This is a genomic window from Mesorhizobium escarrei, from assembly GCF_935825525.1.
Taxonomy (GTDB): domain Bacteria; phylum Pseudomonadota; class Alphaproteobacteria; order Rhizobiales; family Rhizobiaceae; genus Mesorhizobium; species Mesorhizobium escarrei.
In genome coordinates, this window is record NZ_CAKXZT010000174.1 from 1 (window position 1) to 17,840 (window position 17,840).

Below are 17,840 nucleotides of genomic sequence, written 5' to 3' on the forward strand. Positions count from 1 at the left end.
CGTAACCCTTCACAGAACCGGACGTCGCGCCACACGATTTTGGAATGTATATCACAAATGGCGCGCCCGAAGAGATTCGAACTCCTGACCCCCAGATTCGTAGTCTGGTGCTCTATCCAGCTGAGCTACGGGCGCGCAACAGGCCATGCTTTACATGGCCCCGCGATCCGATCCTCAACGACCGGCCGCGATGTGACGTGTTCCCTAGCGACTGAATTTCCGAAAAGCAAGCCGATCCGGCAAAAGTTTTGCTGTTGTGCCTGGCGAGGATCGGGCGGGCGACGATCAGGCCGGGCGGCGCAGGCCGTTGCGGGCCTGGTCGAGCCGGACCGGCTGGTCGGGAATGGTGACCGCGAATGTGGTGCGGCCGCCTCTGCTTTCTACAAGCTCCACCGTGCCGCCATGGGCGCGGATCAATTCATAGGCGATGGCCAGGCCAAGGCCGGTGCCGCCGCTGCGGGCCGAGCCGCGGAACGCCGCGAACAGGTTCTCGCGCGCCTTCGGCGGCAGGCCGGGTCCGGTGTCGGTGACGGTGATGCGGCTGACGCTGCCGACGCGCTCGGCCGACACTTCCAGCCGGCGCACCACCGCGCTTTCCGCGTCCGCCGCCATCGCCTGGACGGCGTTGCGGCAAAGATTGGTGAGCACGCGAAAAAGCTGATCGGAATCGGCATCCACCTCGAAAGCCAGATCGACGGCATTGACGAATTCGATGCCGCCTTCGGTGTCGAGCAGACCGTGGACGTCGTCGACCAGCTGGCGCAGCCTGAGCCTGCGGCGCGAGGGCGGCGGCTCCTGGGTCCGGCCATAGGCAAGCACACCTTCCGAATAGGATACGGCACGATCGAGCGCGCGCAGCAGTTTTGGCGCGAAGGCCTGCACGGTCGGATCCTTGACCTGGCGCAGACGGTCCGACATCAGCTGCGCCGACGCCAGGATATTGCGCATGTCATGGTTGATCTTCGACACGGCGAGGCCAAGGTCGGCGAGATGCTTCTGCTCGGAGAGCATCTTTTGCAGCCGCTCCTGCATCTGCGAGAGCTCGCGCTCCGCAACGCCGATCTCGTCGGCGCGGGCAGCAGGGCGGATGATCCGGCCGGGGTCGTCGGGCGCCTCCGAAAAAGCCAGCATCGAGCGCGTCATTGTCCGTATCGGGCCGATCATGATCAGGTCTATGGCGGCATAGACCAGCATGGCGGTGAACAGCGAGATCAGCAGCGAGACGAAGGCGACGTTGCGCGAATAGATGAGCATGGCATTGCGCAGGCTGTAGTCGGGCATGATCAGCTCGAATTCCTTGTCGCTGTCGCCGACCGGCCCGAAAACGCGCAGCATCCGCTCGCCGCCGAAAAACAGCGTGTCCAAGGCGCCGGTCATGCCCTCGATCAGGCCGACATTGGCAATGTCGATATGCTCGTCGACATGCGGCGGCATCTCAGCCACGACCAGAAGCCGCGAGACGCCGCCGTCGCGCACGGCGATCGCCTTGGCGCCGATGGCCATCAGCACATCGTTCTGGGCGGCGCGCGACAGCGAGGCGGGTTCTCCCTGCACCAGCACGATCGAGACAGCCGCGGCGGTGCTCAGCCTTTCCTTCAGCCAGCTCAGCCGGTAGCTGGCGATCCAGGGCAGAAAGATGAGGATCTCGGCCAGGAGCACGAAGACGATGGTGAGCAGCAGGAGCTTTGTCGACAATCCACGCGACAAGGGCACCCTGCGGGCGGCTGCGGTCGCCCGATCGGTCCTTTCGTCCCCGGATGGGATTTCACTCATGCTGCCTTTTCTTCACGATCACTTGATAAGCCAAGATTAGGCCATTGCGGCTTTTTTGCCAATTTCATCCTTCGTCCCAATACGGGCAAGACCGCCCAGACTTCGGCCATCACTCCAGCGTTGACCAGAGACGCCGGAATGTCGGCGCCGGATTGACTTCCAAAACCCTTCTTTCTATAAGCCCGCTCACGCTCGGGCCATTCGTCCCGGCGCGGTTTCGATCGCGCCAAAGCCGGCCGGGCAAAGCTCCTGTTACAGAGTGACAGAATCAAGAAGGGCCGCACCCCGCGGTATTAAAACAAATGAAGCGTACCTACCAACCGTCCAAACTCGTCCGCAAACGCCGGCACGGTTTTCGTGCCCGCATGGCCACCAAGGGTGGTCGTGGCGTCGTCGCAGCCCGCCGCAACCGCGGCCGCAAGCGGCTCAGCGCCTGAACGGAAGACGAGATCGTTGCCCGCAACCGGCAAGCCAGTGGGAGCACATCCCAAGCGGCTTCTGAAGCGCGCGGAATTCCTGGCCGTCCGGCGTGGCGAAAAGCGCCGCGGGCGGCTTTTTCTCGTCGAGGTTCTCGACCGCAGCGACGCAGAGGCGCCTCGCGTCGGCTACACGGTCACCAAGAAGGTCGGCAACGCAGTCGTCCGCAACCGCATCCGGCGGCGGCTGAGAGAAGCCGTGCGCACGCATGCCGCGGGTGACATGAAGCCAGGCAATGACTATGTCATCGTCGGGCGCGAAGATGTGCTTGCCATCCCGTTCGGTCAGTTGAAGGCCGAACTCTCACGCCGACTGCGCGGAACACGATAGGCTAAGGCTTTCGATGGAAAACAACCGGAACTTCTTCATCACCATCGCGCTGTCGGTGCTGATCCTGTCGCTTTGGCAGTATTTTTACGTGCTGCCGCACAGCGAGGCGCAACGCGAGGCGGCCCGTATCGAAGAGCAGCGGCTAGCGGAGCAGAAGAAGGCGGCCGAAGCCGCCAGTCCGGGCGGCAGCGAAACGCCGGTGCCGCAGCAAGGCGCCATTCCTAATGCACCCAATGCATCGGGAACCGACGGCACGACGCTGGCCAGCCGCGAGCAGGCGCTGGCGTCGACGAAGCGCGTCAGGATTGACACACCGAGCCTGGAGGGCTCGATCAATCTCACCGGCGCCCGTCTCGACGACCTCAAGCTCAAGCACTACAGGCTGACGGTCGACAAGAACTCGCCCGAGATCGAGCTGCTCAACCCGGCGGCGCTGCCCACTGGCTACTATGCCGAGATCGGCTTTGTCGGCAGCGACAAGACCGGCACGGTGCCGGGCCCGGAAACCGTGTGGACCGTCGACGGCAATGCGACGCTGACACCGGCGACCCCGGTCACGCTGAGCTTCACCAACGACAAGGGCCTGACCTTCAAGCGCACCTTCTCCGTCGACAGCGACTACATGTTCACGGTCTCGGACATGGTGCAGAATTTGGGTTCAGCTGCTGTCACCCTGTCGAATTACGGCCGTGTCACCCGCTTCGACAAGCCTGCCGTTGCCAGCATCTATGTGCTGCATGAGGGGCTGATCGGCGTCACCGGCACCGAAGGTTTGCAGGAACACAAATACGCGGCCGTCGAGGAGGACAAGCAGTACACGCCGGGCAAGTCGACCGATGGCTGGCTGGGCATCACCGACAAATACTGGGCGGTGACGCTGGTGCCAACCGAGAAGCAGCCGTTCCAGCCGCGTTACGCCTATTTTGAGGACGGCCGCCCGCGTTACCAGGCCGACTTCCTCACCGACCCGATCACCGTCGATGCCGGCCAGTCGGCGACAGTCGAGAGCGAAATCTTCGCCGGCGCAAAGGAAGTCGCCAAGGTCAACGCCTATGCGGAAGACCGCAACATCAGGCTGTTCGACCGTTTGATCGACTGGGGATGGTTCATCTGGATCACCAAGCCGATGTTCTATCTGATCGACACGATGTACAAATTTTTCGGCAATTTCGGCCTGGCCATCCTGGCCACCACCGTCGTCGTCAAGGCCCTCTTCTATCCGCTCGCCAACAAGTCCTACGCGTCGATGGCGAACATGAAGAAGGTGCAGCCCAAGATGCTCGAGATCCGCGAGAAGTACGCGGACGACAAGATGAAGCAGCAACAGGCGATGATGGAGCTCTATAAGACCGAGAAGATCAATCCGCTCGCCGGCTGCTGGCCGGTGGCGCTGCAGATCCCGGTCTTCTTTGCGCTCTACAAGGTACTCTACATCACCATCGAGATGCGGCACGCACCGTTCTTCGGCTGGATTCAGGATCTGGCGGCGCCCGATCCGACCTCGATCTTCAACCTGTTCGGCCTCATTCCGATCGCGCTTCCGGATATGTTGATGATCGGCGTCTGGCCGCTGATCATGGGCCTGACCATGTTCCTGCAGATGCGCATGAACCCGACGCCGCCGGACCCAACGCAGGCCATGATCTTCACCTGGATGCCGGTGGTCTTCACGTTCATGATGGCGGGTTTTCCGGCCGGCCTCGTCATCTACTGGGCTTGGAACAATTTGCTTTCGATCATCCAGCAAGGCGTGATCATGAAGCGGCAGGGCGCCAAGATCGAATTGTGGGACAATCTGGTCGCGCTGTTCCGGAAGAAACCGTCGCCGGCGGAATAGAAGGAGCCCCTTTCCGCCGAATCCAGGAAGCCCCGGCGCGGCGGTAGACGCCTCCGCGACCTATAAGCTCCGCTGTCGTTTCAGGAGCGCTCCGCGATGAACAGGTAAGGATGATCCGCCGTGCACGCGGTTGGCGCTGCCGGGCGGATCGCACTATTTGACCTGTTATTTCGTCGCTGGAGCCAGACCATGATCGGACCCAACCCTAACATCAAGCACCCGATCCCGATGCATACCCGCGTCGGCTTCCTGAAGGGGCTGGTCACGGCGCCGAACATCGAGATCGGCGACTTCACCTATTATGACGATCCGGACGGGCCGGACAAATTCGCCGAGCGATGCGTGCTGCATCACTATCCATTCATTGGCGACCGGCTGATCATCGGCAAGTTCTGCGCCATCGCCGAGGGGGCGCGCTTTATCATGAACGGCGCCAATCATGCCATGTCCGGCTTTTCGACCTATCCGTTCAACATCTTCGGTCATGGCTGGGAAGAGGGTTTCGATCCGGCGACCTGGTCGAAGGAATTGCGCGGCGACACAGTGATCGGCAATGATGTATGGATCGGCATGGAAGCGGCGATCCTGCCCGGCGTGGCGATCGGCCATGGCGCCATCGTTGCGGCAAAGTCGGTGGTGACGCATGACGTGCCGCCCTATGCGATCGTCGCCGGCAATGCGGCCAAGGTGGTGAAGATGCGTTTCGACGACAGGACCATCCGGCGGCTTTTGGCGGCGGCGTGGTGGGATTGGCCGGTGGAAAAGATCAGCCGCAACCTCAATGCCATTCGTGGCGCCGATATTTCTGTTCTGGAGGCAGCGGTTTGAACGCGTTGAACAAGTCCGTGATCGGCATCGAGCTGTTCACGCGGCCGTGGATCTTCATCCGCGGCGTGCCGGCGATGAAGTTCCTGCCGCCGGAAGGACCGCCGGAGATCGCCTTTGCCGGCCGCTCGAATGTCGGCAAATCGTCGCTGATCAACGCGCTGGTCAATCAGAAGGGACTGGCGCGCACGTCCAATACGCCGGGGCGGACGCAGGAACTCAACTATTTCGTTCCGGGCGGGTTTTCCGGCGAAGGCGCCGACCTGCCGCCGATGGCGCTGGTCGACATGCCGGGCTACGGCTACGCCACCGCGCCCAAGGAAAAGGTCGACGACTGGACGAAACTCGTCTTCGACTATCTCAAGGGCCGCGTCACGCTGAAGCGCGTCTACCTGCTGATCGACGCCCGCCATGGCATCAAGGCCAAGGATGACGAAGTGCTGTCGCTGCTCGACAAGGCGGCGGTGTCCTATCAGATCGTGCTGACCAAGACCGATAAGATCAAAGCGGCCGGCGTGCCGCGATTGATCGAAGAGACACTGCAGAAGATCAAGAAGCGGCCGGCCGCGTTTCCGTTCGTTCTCGCCACGTCTGCGGAAAAGAGCGAGGGCCTCGAGGAATTGCGCGCGGCGATCGTGCTGGCGGCCAATGGCGGCTAATGCATGTCGCGCAAAAAAGTGCAGCGGCTTTGCGAGAACGACATGCATTGCATAAAACAACAGCCTAAACGCGTCGGGTCAGGCCGGTCAAACGCGACGCGCTTTAGGACTTTGCCTCCAGCGCAATCGTCTGGGTGCTTTCTTCCGTGGCGAGCCTTTCGGTGCCGTAAGCCTTCAGGAACATGCCGACGCCCGACCTGACGATGTGGTCGATTTCATCCTGGCTCGGCGCCTTGGTGCGGTAGGCAAATATGCACTGACGGAAAAGGCCCGCCAGGCACAGTTCGGTGAACTGATAGGCGGCAAGATCGACATCGTCGATCTTGAGCAGGCCGCGCTCGATGGCGGCATTGAGAAAAGCAACGACCTTGTCGTGGCCGCGTTTCGGGCCGCCTTCGTAAAAACGCGCGCCAAGCTCGGGCATCCTGTCGGACGCGCCGATTACGGTGCGCTGCGCCTGGACGACCTTGGCCGACGTGATCTTGAGGGACAGCACTTTGCCGAACTTCACCAGCGTCTCGCGAAGGTCGTCGGCGCGGTCAAGCATCTCGTACATGTTCTTGAAGATCGTGCCGCGCTCTTCCTCGATCAGCGCCTCGAACAGCTCTTCCTTGTTGGCGAAGTAGACATAGATTGTTCCCTTGGAAACGCCGGCCTCGCGGGTGATGTCGTTCATCGACGCCGCTTCGAAGCCCTTGTCGATGAAGACACGACGCGCGCCCTCGATGATCTGGCTGCGCTTGACCGGGTCCTGTCCGGCCGCCGGGCGGCCGCGACGCAGGCCATCCAGCAGGTCGCACTGGTCCTTGTCGGGCTCGGTCAAAACGTCACACCTCGAAAAAATTCGAACCGATCGGTTCGATCATCCTTGATATGGCCCTCTCTCCGCGCTAAGTCAACGGCAGTATCGAACCGAACGGTTCAGTCTGACTGATTTCCCGAGAGATGCCCAGCCTTTAGCAATGCCAAGAGAGATGCCATGTCCTCGAACGCGACCCCCACCGCCGAAGTCCGTTCCTTCCCCAACGCCAAGGTCGCGCCGCCAGCCGAAGCGCCGAACGGACCGACTGAGCCCGCAATAAGTCCTCCGGCCGAGGCGCCGGCCAAAAAGAAACGCTCGGCACGCTCCTTTCTGTTGCCGATCATTGCGCTTGGCTTGCTGGGCGCAGGCGCCTGGTATGGCTACGATTACTGGACCGACGGGCGTTTCATGATCTCCACCGACGACGCCTATGTCCAAGCCGACATGGCGTTCATTTCGCCGAAAATTTCCGGCTATGTCGATCAGGTCAAGGTGACCGAGAACCAGCAGGTCAAGGCCGGCGACCCGTTGCTGGTCGTCGACAATGGCGACTACAAAATAGCGGTCGCCCAGGCCGAGGCGCAGATCGCCACCTTGAGCAAGACGCTCGACCGTATCGACGCCCAGACCGAGGCGGCGCGCGCCTCGCTCGAGCAGGCGCAGGCGCAGAAGACCGCCGACCAGGCCGCCGCCGCCAATGCGGCGCGGGTTCAAGCGCGCGCCGCCCAATTGCTCAAGACACATGTCGGCACCCAGGCCCAACTGGACGATGCCCAGACCGCGGTCGAGCAGGCCAATGCCGCCCTTGTCGGCGCCGACGCCCAGATCGCGGCGGCTGAGGCCAATATCGGTGTGCTTCAGGCGCAGCGCGCGGAGACGGCAAGCACACTGGCGTCGCTGCAGCTTGCCAGGGACAAGGCCGCGCGGGACCTGTCGTTCACCGTGCTCCGCGCGCCCTATGACGGTGTCGTCGGCAACCGCTCGGTCGAGCAGGGCGACCTGATCAGCCCCGGACAGAAGCTCGCGGTCATCGTGCCAATGGACAAGCTCTATATCGTCGCCAATTTCAAGGAGACCCAGCTTGCCCGGCTGGTGCCTGGTGAAAAGGTCAGGATTTCGGTCGACGCGATCGACGGCCAGGATTTCGAAGGCACCGTCTCGTCGTTGGCGCCGGCATCCGGCGCGGTGTTCTCGCTGCTGCCGCCGGAAAACGCCACCGGCAATTTCACCAAGGTCGTGCAGCGCGTCCCGGTTCGCATCGACGTGCCGGCGGATGTGCTGAAGACAGGCAAGCTGCGCGCCGGCCTCAGCGTCATCGTCGCCGTCGACAGCCGCACCGCACCTTCGGCATCGAAATAGGCCGGCGCCTGGAGCAACGTCATGGCGACCGCAACTCTGACCGCGGGATCGGCGCCGGCCAAGCCGGTCGATCACATCGAGCCGCGCCGCATCATCGCCTTCCTGGCGATGGTGTTCGGCATGTTCATGGCGATCCTCGACATCCAGATTGTTTCGGCCTCGCTGGCCGAGATCCAGGCGGGCTTGAGCGCCAGCTCCGACGAAATTCCGTGGGTGCAGACCGCCTATCTGATCGCCGAAGTCATCATGATCCCGCTGTCCGGTTTTCTCAGCCGGATGCTGTCGACGCGTGTGCTGTTCACCGTCTCTGCGGCCGGCTTCACCGCCGCGAGTGCGCTGGCGGCGACCGCCACCAACATCGACCAGATGATCGTCTACCGCGCCGTCCAGGGCTTCATCGGCGGCGGCATGATTCCAAGCGTGTTCGCTGCCGCCTTCACCATCTTCCCGCCGTCGCGCCGCGCCATGGTGTCGCCGATGATCGGCCTGGTGGCGACGCTGGCGCCGACCATCGGCCCGACCGTCGGCGGCTATATCAGCCATGCCACGTCCTGGCACTGGCTGTTCCTGATCAATGTGGTGCCCGGCATCATGGTGACGGCCGCGGCATGGTCGCTGATCGACTTCGACAAGCCCAATCTCAGCCTGTTCCGCAAGTTCGACTGGTGGGGCCTTGCCGGCATGGCGGCCTTCCTCGGCTCCCTGGAATATGTGCTTGAGGAAGGTCCCAACAACGACTGGCTCCAGGACCAGGCCGTGTTCGTCTGCGCCATCCTGATGACCGCCGGCGCGGTGCTGTTCTTCTGGCGCGCCTTCACCGCAGAGGAGCCGATCGTCGACCTGAAAGCCTTCACCAACGCCAACTTCGCTTTCGGCTCGCTGTTCTCCTTCGTCATCGGCATCGGCCTCTACGGCCTGACCTATCTCTATCCGGTGTATCTCGGTCGCATCCGCGGCTACGACTCCCTGATGATCGGCGAGGCGCTGTTCGTCAGCGGCCTGGCGATGTTCGTCACCGCACCGATTTCCGGCATCCTGTCGCGCAGGATGGATCCGCGGCTGATGATGATGATCGGCTTCTTCGGCTTCGCTGCCGGCACCTGGCGGATGACCTATTTGACCGCCGACTGGGATTTCTGGGAGCTTTTGGTGCCGCAGATCCTGCGCGGCGCCTCGATGATGCTGTGCATGGTGCCGATCAACAACATCGCGCTGGGAACCCTGCCGCCTGACCGGCTTAAGAATGCATCCGGCCTGTTCAACCTCACCCGCAATCTCGGTGGCGCCGTCGGCCTTGCCGTCATCAACACCGTGCTGATCGATCGCAGCGCCTTCCACTACGCAAGGCTGGCCGAGCACGTGCAATGGGGCAGCGCCAAGGCGCAGACCACGCTGCAGAACATGACGCTCGACTTCCAGCAGAATGCTGGCCTCGACGCCTCCAAGGCGGCGATCTCCAAACTGTCTGGCATGGTCCAGCAGCAGGCTTCGCTGCTGTCCTTCATGGACGTGTTCTATCTCTTGACGGCGCTATTCGCGACGCTGGCGATCTTCACCATGGTCATCCGCAAGCCGGCCGAGCAGGCTGGCGGAGATGGCGGACACTGATCGCGCAACTTTGCGCGCAAAAAGGGACGCGGCGCTATGGGTCAGGCCGTGGCCGGCTTAAAAGTTAAGGCGACGCCGTTGATGCAATGACGCAAGCCGGTCGGCGGCGGACCGTCGTCAAAGACATGGCCGAGATGACCGCCGCAACGGCGGCAGTGGACCTCGGTTCGGGTCATGCCCAGGGACCTGTCCACGGTCATGCCGACAGCGTTGGGAATCTCCTGCCAGAAGCTCGGCCAGCCGGTGCCGGAATCGAACTTGGTTTCGGAGGAATAGAGCGGCAGGTCGCAGCCGGCGCAGGCGAAGACGCCCTTGCGATGTTCGTTGAGTAGCGGGCTGGTGCCGGGATATTCGGTGCCTTCCTTGCGCAGCACGTTGAAAGCCGCGTCGGACAGGATGGCGCGCCACTCGGCCTCGGTCTTGGTGACTTCGAAGGATTCGGTCGCGTGTGCGTCCTGCGGCCGGCCCATGCGCAGCGCTGCTGCCGTGCCTGCCAACAATGCCACAGCGGCACCGCTCCAAAGAAAGTCGCGCCGGATCATCACCATTCCTCCTTCTGTCCGTTTGCCAAACTCGACCGTCACATGGAAATCAAAAGCCGGTTTGCCAGCTCCCGACAACGGGCACTCCGCACCTGCCCCGCCTACAGCGGACGGCGGACGGTGCGGAGTGTACGCCTGTCGATTGCGCGGGTCACGCAAGCAGAAATCCGCGCACTCGGCATGGAGCCTCAGCCATATCTTCGCTGGCGACGACCCCTTCGTTACATCTTCGGCAGGAGAACCTTGTCGATGACGTGGATAACGCCGTTCGACTGCTCGACATCGGCGACGGTCACATTGGCGACATTGCCGTTCTCGTCGGTCGCGGTAACCTTGCCGCCGTCGGCCTTGAGCGTCAGCTCGCAGCCGCCAACCGTCTTGACCTTGTGCGCGCCACCATCGTCCATGGCCATCTTGGCGACGTCGGCGGCCATCGCCTTGGCACCGATGACGTGGCAGGTCAGGATCTTGACCAGCTTGTCCTTGTTTTCGGGCTTGAGCAGCGTGTCGACGGTGCCGGCCGGAAGTGCGGCAAAGGCCTCGTTGGTCGGCGCGAACACGGTGAAGGGGCCGGCACTCTGCAGCGTGTCGACGAGACCACCGGCCTTGACGGCCGCGACCAGCGTCGTGTGATCCTTCGAATTGACGGCGTTCTCGACGATGTTCCTGGTGGCATACATGGCGGCGCCGCCGACCATCGGATTCTGGGCATAGACGGCGGTTGCGAGCGCGGAGACGGCGACCGTTCCGGCAAGCAAAAGGGTGGCGAATTTACGCATTGTTTCTATCTCCTCAGTTTATTTCTTCCCCTCTTTGGGGCGCAAGGAGATACGGGGGATAAATGCCCGAGTTTCGCCGTTCAGGAGAAAATTTTATTTTTTATAACGGCGAGCATGATTTTCAGGGCAGGACTCTTACAGCCTGCATGCTTCCACGCTAAAGTCACCACAGGCGATAGATTTAAAATCTTCTCGGAAAATCGGCAGACAGGGGCGATCAGATGCTCTTCAAATCGCCCGCAGCGACCACAGGGCCGGTTGGCTGACCGGTCGGCGAACCGCCGGCCGGCTCGAGGCTGACCGCAAGGACGGCGCCCTGAGCAAGTTTTTCCTGCACGGCCGGGGAGATGATCATATGCGTGATCCGACCGGCCGGGATGACGCCCATCGAGACCGGCGCGTTCTTGCCCTCGATCATCCACAGCTCGAAATCCTTGCCGGCGGCGCGCTCGCCGGAGACATGCGACAGGCCGACCTCGCGACGGGCGGCATCATAGACGGCAAGGTATCTGACGTCGCTGCCATCGGCAGCCAGCGAGGCGATCAGCCGCGGCTGCTCGGCCGGCGGATTGAGGTACGGCACGGCGATATAGATCGCCAACGCCGCGACGGAAGCGGCGGCAAGACCGCGCCAGAAGGCAAGGCTTGACCAGAGGCCGGCGCGAGGCTCTGCGACGAACAGCCGGCGATCCAATGCTTCCTTGGCCCTGATCGGCGGCACTGTCTCGGGATAGGCGTCGGCCATCGGCGAAAGACGCGCCTCCCAGGCATCGACAAGGCGCGCGAAAGCGGCGTCCGCGTCGATGCGGCGTGACGCAATCTCGCGTTCGTCCGCGGCCAGGACGCCAAGAACGTATTCGGCGGCGAACAGGTCGTCGCCCCCGGATTCCGGTCGGTCATCCCCTGCCAGCGTCATCTTTCCAGACACTCCCTGAGCTTCAACAGGCTACGCCGCAGCCAGGTCCGCATCGTGTTCAGCGGCACGCCATGGCGCGCCGCCAGTTCGGCATAGCTTTCGCCGTCCAGATAAGCGCCCCGGACGGCCGCCGCCCGGTCCTTTTCCAATTCGTCGAGACAACGATAGATGCGCCCGGATTCACCGCCCGCAACAGCCGCAGCCTCCGGCCCCGGCGCCGGATCGGCCACGTCGAGCGCAGCGTCGATATAGGCGGCAGGCTCTCGCCGCGCCCTTATCCGATCGATCGCGTGATTGCGCGCAATGGCCACCAGCCAGGAAATCGGGCTTAGCTCCGAGACGGCGAAACGGTCAGCCTTCGTCCATATCTTGACGAAGACCTCCTGCAGCGCCTCTTCTGCCTCTCCCCGGTCCTTCAATACACGAAGGCAGACGCCGAAAAGTTTCGCGCTGGTCTGCCGGTAGAGCAGATCGAATGCAGCCCGGTCCTTCATCGAAGTCCGGACGATCAGGTTGCTGATGTCCTGCGGCGTCATCGGCTGCCAAATTAAGCAATTGCCCAAATTAGGCAATTGCCCCAATTTATTCCACTGCATTGTATTGCAACGGCGGAAGCGTTCCTGTGCACCGGGAGCGCCGTGGGCTTTCATTGACACGAAAAGAGCCGACCTTTTTGAGCATCGGATTTTCCCAAAACCGGGTTTCCACTTTTGGATCCGATGCTCTAGCTTGCCGATAGTTGGGGGGAGCAAGAATGTCGGTCGAACGGGCCCTGTGGGAACATGACGCTACCGGCTTGGCCGGCCTGGTGCGCAAAGGAGAAATCTCGCCGCAGGAGCTCGTCGATGCGGCGATTGCGCGGGCCGAGGCCACTCGCACGGACATCAATGCCATCGCCGAGCCGCTTTACGAGGCGGCGCGGACGCGGGCGAAAACCATCGACCGCAACCTGCCGCTGGCCGGTGTGCCCTTTGCCCTGAAGGATCTCGGCATCGCCATGAAAGGCGTGCCGACGTACGGCGGCAGCCGCATTCCGGCTTTCGTTGCCGATTTCGACTCGGTGATGACCGAACGCCATCTGGCCGCCGGCCTTGTCCCGATCGCCACCAGCACCTCGCCCGAACATGGGCTGAGGCTGATGACCGAATCCGCTGCTTTCGGCATCACTCGCAATCCGTGGAATACAGCCCATACCAGCGGCGGCTCGTCTGGAGGTGCGGCGGCGCTGGTCGCAGCCGGCGTCGTGCCGGTGGCACATGCTTCGGACGGCGGCGGCTCGATCCGCGTTCCCGCCGCCTGCACCGGGCTGGTCGGGCTGAAAACCTCGCGCGGCCGTGTGCCGCTGTCGCCGCTCGTCACCGAAAGCTGGCACGGCATGGTCGTCGGCCACGCCGTTTCCCGCTCGGTCCGGGATTCGGCCTTGCTGCTCGACCTGACCCATGGACCCGATCCGCTGTCGCCCTATGCGGCGGCGCCGCCGAAAGGAACTTTCGCCGCCGCAGCAGTGCGTGACCCCGGCAAGCTGAAACTGGCCGTCTACCGGAAATCGCCGCTCGGCCTGCCGATATCGGCCGAGACGCTGGCGGCGCTGGACACTGCGACAGCGTTGGCGCGCGAAGGCGGCCATACGATAGAGCGGATCGACCTGCCCTATATCGATCGCGATTTCATCGCTGATTTCGCCAGAACCGTCGCCGCGGCGGTGGCCGGCACGATGCGCGGCGAAGTCTTGCGTGTCGGCCGCTCCGTTTCGGGCGATGTCGAGCGCGCCACGCGTGTGATGAGCCGCTTCGGCGAAGTCCTTTCGGCCGGCGAGATCTATGCCAGCCTGCAGCGGCTGCACGCCACCTCGCGCCGCCTGATCACTGAGACCGCGCCGTACGATGCCGTGCTGATGCCTGTCATCGCGCACCCGCCGCTCGCCTGCGGCGCGATGGACACGAAAGGCGCAGATGCGTTCCTGGAAGACATGCTCGACAGGCTGCGGCTTGCCCGCCTGCTGAAATTCAAGCCGCTGTTCGGCCAGTTGATGGACAAGAGCCTGTGGTTCACCCACTGGCCGGCAATCCAGAACGTCAGCGGCCAGCCGTCGATCGCGCTGCCTGTTTATGTCACCGACGCCGGCCTGCCGCTCGGCATCCAGGCCGCCGGCCGCCCCGGCGACGAGGAGACCTTGTTGTCCCTCGCCGCGCAAATGGAAAAGATTTCGGGATGGCTGACGCGGCGGGCGCCGCTGCAGATGCCGGTATGAAAGCGGGCCGATTTCACCTGATATGACAGCAAAGCCGTTTGCCCCCTGCTCCAATTCCCGCTAAGACGCCGCCGTTCATGCCAAGCTGGGAACCAAGCCGAATGACGGACCTCGCCGCCACCGCCGAAATGCAGGCCGCGCTGCTTTCGAGGGCGCTGCCCTATATGCAGCGCTACGAGAACAAGACGGTCGTGGTGAAGTATGGCGGCCATGCCATGGGCGACATCGCGCTCGGCAAGGCTTTTGCCCGCGACATCGCGCTGCTCAAACAATCCGGCGTCAATCCGATCGTCGTGCATGGCGGCGGGCCGCAGATCGGCGCCATGCTGAGCAAGATGGGCATCGAATCGAAGTTCGAGGGCGGCCTGCGCGTCACCGACCAGAAGACGGTCGAGATCGTCGAGATGGTGCTGGCCGGCTCGATCAACAAGGAGATCGTCGCGCTGATCAATGCCGAGGGCGAATGGGCAATCGGCCTGTGCGGGAAGGACGGCAACATGGTTTTCGCCGAAAAGGCGCGCAAGACCATGATCGACCCGGACTCCAACATCGAGCGCGTGCTCGATCTCGGCTTCGTCGGCGAGCCGGTCGAGGTCGACCGCACCCTGCTCGACCTTCTGGCTCGGTCCGAAATGATCCCGGTGCTGGCGCCGGTGGCGCCGGGCCGCGACGGCCACACCTACAACATAAATGCCGACACCTTCGCCGGCGCCATCGCCGGCGCCTGCCAGGCGACTCGCCTTCTATTCCTCACCGACGTGCCCGGCGTGCTCGACAGGAACAAGAAGCTCATCGACGAGCTGACCGTCGCCGAGGCCAAGGCCTTGATCAAGGACGGCACGGTGTCGGGCGGCATGATCCCCAAGGTCGAGACCTGCATCGAGGCGATCGAGCGCGGCGTCGAAGGCGTCGTCATCCTGAATGGCAAGACGCCGCACTCGGTGCTGCTCGAACTGTTTACCGAGCACGGCGCCGGCACACTGATCGTGCGCTAGGTGCAGGCTGCAACTTATCGGCGAGGAACCCAGGGTTGAGCAGGCGCCAGGGCGAACTTATCGCCTGAGGTGCCCAAGCGGCACGTGGCCCGGCCCCTTGATGTTCTGCAGCACGAGCTGCGTGTGGACGTCGCGCACGCCGTCGAGCCGCATCAGCCGGTGCATGACAAAGGCGTTGAGCTCGTCCACCGACGGCACCATCACATGCAGCAGGAAATCGTAGTCGCCCGTCATCGTCCAGCACGACGACACCTCGTCCATGCGCTGCACGGCGGCGATAAAGGTTTCGGGCGAACCGTCGCTGTGGGTTACCAGGCGCACCTGAATGAACACTTCGACCATCAGGCCGATGGCGCGGCGGCTGAGCACAGCGGCAAAGCCCTTGATGATGCCGGCGCTCTGAAGAGCCTCGAAGCGACGCGCGCATGGCGTCGTCGAAAGGCCGATATCCTGGGCCAGTTCGGATACGGGCTTGCGTCCGTTACGCTGCAAGATATCGAGCATCTTGATCTCAAAATCGTCAAACTGAGGCACTTTCACTCTCCTGCCCCTTTGCTGTGGTGGCTTTTACCTCAAATCGCCGGTTCGGGCCATCATCAAAGCGGATTCGCCTCACCGGACCCGGCTAAACTTTTATAATGTTAGTCGTGATTTCCAGGGAGAACAGCCATGACGATGAGCGTTGCCGATTACGCCCGCGAATGCGCGGCACAAGGCCTTCGCGGCGACTATTCGGTCTGCCGTGCCGATTTCACCGTTGAGCAGAGCTACAACTACACTGCTGACGAGCAGGCGGTTTGGCGTACACTGTGCGACCGCCAGACGAAGCTGACTAAAAAGCTGGCACACCGGTCCTATCTCGACGGCGTCGCCACGCTGGGCCTGCTCGACAGGATTCCGGATTTCGGTGTGGTCAGCGAGAAGCTGCGCAAGCTGACCGGTTGGGAAATCGTCGCCGTGCCGGGCCTCATTCCCGCACCAGCCTTCTTCGTCCACCTAGCCGCCCGGCGCTTCCCGGTGACCAACTGGCTGCGGACGAACCAAGAGCTCGACTACATCGTCGAGCCGGATATGTTCCACGACTTCTTCGGCCATGTGCCGGTGCTGACCCAGCCGGTCTTTGCCGATTTCATGCAGATGTATGGCGAGAAGGCCGAGCATCTGATCGCACTCGGCGGCGACGAGATGATCAGCCGCCTCTACTGGTACACCGTCGAATACGGGCTGATCCAGGAAGCCGGCCAACCGTTGAAGGCTTTCGGGGCCGGGCTGATGTCGTCCTTCGCGGAACTTCAATTCGCGGTTGAAAGCAAGGACGCGCATCATGTTCCCTTCGATCTGGAAACGGTAATGCGCACCAGCTATGAGATCGACAAGTTCCAGCGCGCCTATTTCGTGCTGCCGTCATTCGACGTTTTGCGCGATGCCTTCCAGAACGTCGCCGACATGGCAGCGATCATCGGACGCCACAAGGGCAAGCCGGCGCTCGACCCGGCGAAACTTTAGACGCTGGCCAGGCTCGCACGATGCAGCCAATGGGCGCGGGCGTTACTGGTGGCGCGCTGTGATGACGATCCATCGGCAGGCCGGGTGAGCCGGCTTCTAAAGCGCGTCGTGTTTGACCGGCCGCATGCGACGCGCTTTAGGTTGTTGTTTATGCATGTCGTTATCGCAAAACCGCTGCACACCCTCGGGTCAGGGCCCGAGGGCATGCTTTTGCGCGACATGCATTAGACGCCCGATGGCCTTGCCGAGATGATCGCTCGGCAGGCCGGAAGCCGAGAAGATGGGACCGTTCAGGCCGCTTCGGAAACGTCCCTGTCCAGGATGGTCAGATTGCGGCCGCGATCCTTGGCCTGGTAAAGGCGGCGGTCGGCGGCACGCATCAGATCCGATACGCCGGCATCCTCGCCGCAGGTGACCCCGCCGATGCTGACGGTGAGGGGTATGACCCGCTCATCGACGGGACGGAAGCGGATCATCTCGACTTCACGGCGAATGCGTTCAGCGACGCGTTTGGCTTCCTGTTCGGTGGCGCCGACCAGAAACGCACCGAATTCCTCGCCGCCGATGCGGCCGATCACGTCGCCGCTGCGCACGCCGCGCTCGATCGCGCTTGCAATCAGGAGCAGCGCATCGTCGCCGGTCAGATGGCCGTAGCTGTCGTTGATGAGCTTGAAGTGGTCGGCATCGATGATCAGCAAAGCACCGCGATCGGATTTACGCCGGGAGGCGTCGAGCGCCGCAAAGAAGCTCTCTCGGTTGAGCATGCCGGTCATGTCGTCGCGGCTTGCCTTCTCCGACAGGCGCCGATGCGCTGCGGCGAGCTGGGCATGAGCGCGGGCGAGGTCGCGATGGGCACTTTTCAACCTCTCGCCCTGCCAGAACGTGTAGGCGCTGGCGATCCAGGCGAGCGCCAGCGGGCAGACCGTGGATGTCAGCCAGATCGTGCGGTTGATCGGAAAGCCCATTGCCGGAACGACGATCAGCGTCAACAAAAGCGAGACTGCGAGGGAGGCGAAAGCGACGGCGGCAGACTTCAGAAATATGCGGCTCATCGCTGGTTCCCCCCTGGACCGTCTGTTTGCCAGCAAGCCCTGAATGGCACCTTTCGGCGATGCCTAAAATTTGAATCATCGCGCCATTTTCGCCACTCGTGACGCGCATAAGTTGTGGATAAAGCCTCT

The 17,840-nt window shown here is 62.8% G+C and carries 18 protein-coding genes and 1 tRNA gene; 10 read left to right on the forward strand and 9 right to left on the reverse strand.

The features are described from left to right. Positions 1 to 58: 58 nt before the first annotated feature. Positions 59 to 135, reverse strand: a tRNA-Arg gene (locus tag NMG80_RS33735). Positions 136 to 285: 150 nt separating this feature from the next. Continuing rightward, positions 286 to 1,773 (reverse strand): sensor histidine kinase, encoded by a 1,488-nt coding sequence (locus NMG80_RS33740; protein WP_254022148.1) that lies wholly within the window; start codon positions 1,771 to 1,773, stop codon positions 286 to 288. 302 nt (positions 1,774 to 2,075) lie between these two features. Here NMG80_RS33740 and rpmH point away from each other — a divergent pair, with 302 nt between their 5' ends. From rpmH to yihA, 5 genes are all read left to right on the forward strand, one after another. Then, positions 2,076 to 2,210: a 50S ribosomal protein L34 gene (gene rpmH / locus NMG80_RS33745; protein WP_008833937.1), complete on the forward strand. Its 135-nt coding sequence runs from the start codon at positions 2,076 to 2,078 to the stop codon at positions 2,208 to 2,210. A 16-nt stretch (positions 2,211 to 2,226) separates the two neighbouring features. After that, positions 2,227 to 2,580, forward strand: coding sequence for a ribonuclease P protein component (gene rnpA / locus NMG80_RS33750; protein ID WP_023801590.1), 354 nt, complete (start codon positions 2,227 to 2,229; stop codon positions 2,578 to 2,580). Positions 2,581 to 2,593: 13 nt separating this feature from the next. Then, on the forward strand, positions 2,594 to 4,417 hold the full coding sequence (gene yidC / locus NMG80_RS33755) for a membrane protein insertase YidC (protein ID WP_254022149.1): 1,824 nt from the start codon (positions 2,594 to 2,596) through the stop codon (positions 4,415 to 4,417). 189 nt (positions 4,418 to 4,606) lie between these two features. Beyond that, positions 4,607 to 5,245: a CatB-related O-acetyltransferase gene (locus NMG80_RS33760; protein WP_254022150.1), complete on the forward strand. Its 639-nt coding sequence runs from the start codon at positions 4,607 to 4,609 to the stop codon at positions 5,243 to 5,245. Beyond that, positions 5,242 to 5,901 (forward strand): ribosome biogenesis GTP-binding protein YihA/YsxC, encoded by a 660-nt coding sequence (gene yihA, locus NMG80_RS33765; protein WP_254022151.1) that lies wholly within the window; start codon positions 5,242 to 5,244, stop codon positions 5,899 to 5,901. Before NMG80_RS33760 ends, yihA begins: the two co-directional genes overlap by 4 nt. Positions 5,902 to 6,004: 103 nt before the next feature. On the opposite strand, the gene NMG80_RS33770 is transcribed toward yihA, so the two are convergent. Continuing rightward, positions 6,005 to 6,724, reverse strand: coding sequence for a TetR/AcrR family transcriptional regulator (locus NMG80_RS33770; RefSeq protein ID WP_254022152.1), 720 nt, complete (start codon positions 6,722 to 6,724; stop codon positions 6,005 to 6,007). 156 nt (positions 6,725 to 6,880) lie between these two features. Here NMG80_RS33770 and NMG80_RS33775 point away from each other — a divergent pair, with 156 nt between their 5' ends. Both NMG80_RS33775 and NMG80_RS33780 read left to right on the forward strand, forming a co-directional pair. After that, entirely contained in the window at positions 6,881 to 8,062 is a 1,182-nt protein-coding gene (locus NMG80_RS33775; protein ID WP_254022153.1) for an HlyD family secretion protein, read from the forward strand. Positions 8,063 to 8,083: 21 nt separating this feature from the next. After that, positions 8,084 to 9,670: a DHA2 family efflux MFS transporter permease subunit gene (locus tag NMG80_RS33780; RefSeq protein ID WP_254022154.1), complete on the forward strand. Its 1,587-nt coding sequence runs from the start codon at positions 8,084 to 8,086 to the stop codon at positions 9,668 to 9,670. A 41-nt stretch (positions 9,671 to 9,711) separates the two neighbouring features. Here the strand turns inward: NMG80_RS33780 and msrB are convergent, their stop codons facing one another. The 4 genes from msrB to NMG80_RS33800 all read right to left on the reverse strand — a co-directional run bounded on the left by msrB (position 9,712) and on the right by NMG80_RS33800 (position 12,443). Then, positions 9,712 to 10,212 (reverse strand): peptide-methionine (R)-S-oxide reductase MsrB, encoded by a 501-nt coding sequence (gene msrB / locus NMG80_RS33785; protein WP_254022155.1) that lies wholly within the window; start codon positions 10,210 to 10,212, stop codon positions 9,712 to 9,714. Between the two features lie 221 nt (positions 10,213 to 10,433). Next, a complete protein-coding gene (locus NMG80_RS33790) occupies positions 10,434 to 10,991 on the reverse strand; it encodes a fasciclin domain-containing protein (protein ID WP_254022156.1) in 558 nt (185 codons plus the stop codon). 217 nt (positions 10,992 to 11,208) lie between these two features. Next, positions 11,209 to 11,907: an anti-sigma factor gene (locus NMG80_RS33795; RefSeq protein WP_254022157.1), complete on the reverse strand. Its 699-nt coding sequence runs from the start codon at positions 11,905 to 11,907 to the stop codon at positions 11,209 to 11,211. After that, the gene (locus tag NMG80_RS33800; RefSeq protein WP_254022242.1) at positions 11,904 to 12,443 is read right to left on the reverse strand and encodes a sigma-70 family RNA polymerase sigma factor; all 540 of its coding nucleotides are present in this window, start codon (positions 12,441 to 12,443) and stop codon (positions 11,904 to 11,906) included. The genes NMG80_RS33795 and NMG80_RS33800 overlap by 4 nt, the downstream gene beginning before the upstream one ends. Before the next feature lie 218 nt (positions 12,444 to 12,661). Here NMG80_RS33800 and NMG80_RS33805 point away from each other — a divergent pair, with 218 nt between their 5' ends. Next, positions 12,662 to 14,158 (forward strand): amidase, encoded by a 1,497-nt coding sequence (locus tag NMG80_RS33805; RefSeq protein ID WP_254022158.1) that lies wholly within the window; start codon positions 12,662 to 12,664, stop codon positions 14,156 to 14,158. Positions 14,159 to 14,259: 101 nt separating this feature from the next. Further along, positions 14,260 to 15,153, forward strand: a complete 894-nt coding sequence (gene argB / locus NMG80_RS33810; protein ID WP_077374521.1) for an acetylglutamate kinase — start codon at positions 14,260 to 14,262, stop codon at positions 15,151 to 15,153. 57 nt (positions 15,154 to 15,210) lie between these two features. On the opposite strand, the gene NMG80_RS33815 is transcribed toward argB, so the two are convergent. Continuing rightward, positions 15,211 to 15,687, reverse strand: coding sequence for an Lrp/AsnC family transcriptional regulator (locus NMG80_RS33815; protein WP_254022159.1), 477 nt, complete (start codon positions 15,685 to 15,687; stop codon positions 15,211 to 15,213). A 135-nt stretch (positions 15,688 to 15,822) separates the two neighbouring features. On the opposite strand from NMG80_RS33815, the gene phhA reads away from it, so the two are divergent. Continuing rightward, positions 15,823 to 16,659: a phenylalanine 4-monooxygenase gene (gene phhA, locus NMG80_RS33820; protein WP_254022160.1), complete on the forward strand. Its 837-nt coding sequence runs from the start codon at positions 15,823 to 15,825 to the stop codon at positions 16,657 to 16,659. Positions 16,660 to 16,949: 290 nt separating this feature from the next. Here the strand turns inward: phhA and NMG80_RS33825 are convergent, their stop codons facing one another. Then, complete coding sequence (locus NMG80_RS33825) at positions 16,950 to 17,711, reverse strand: GGDEF domain-containing protein (protein ID WP_254022161.1); 762 nt, start codon at positions 17,709 to 17,711, stop codon at positions 16,950 to 16,952. Positions 17,712 to 17,840 lie beyond the last annotated feature (129 nt).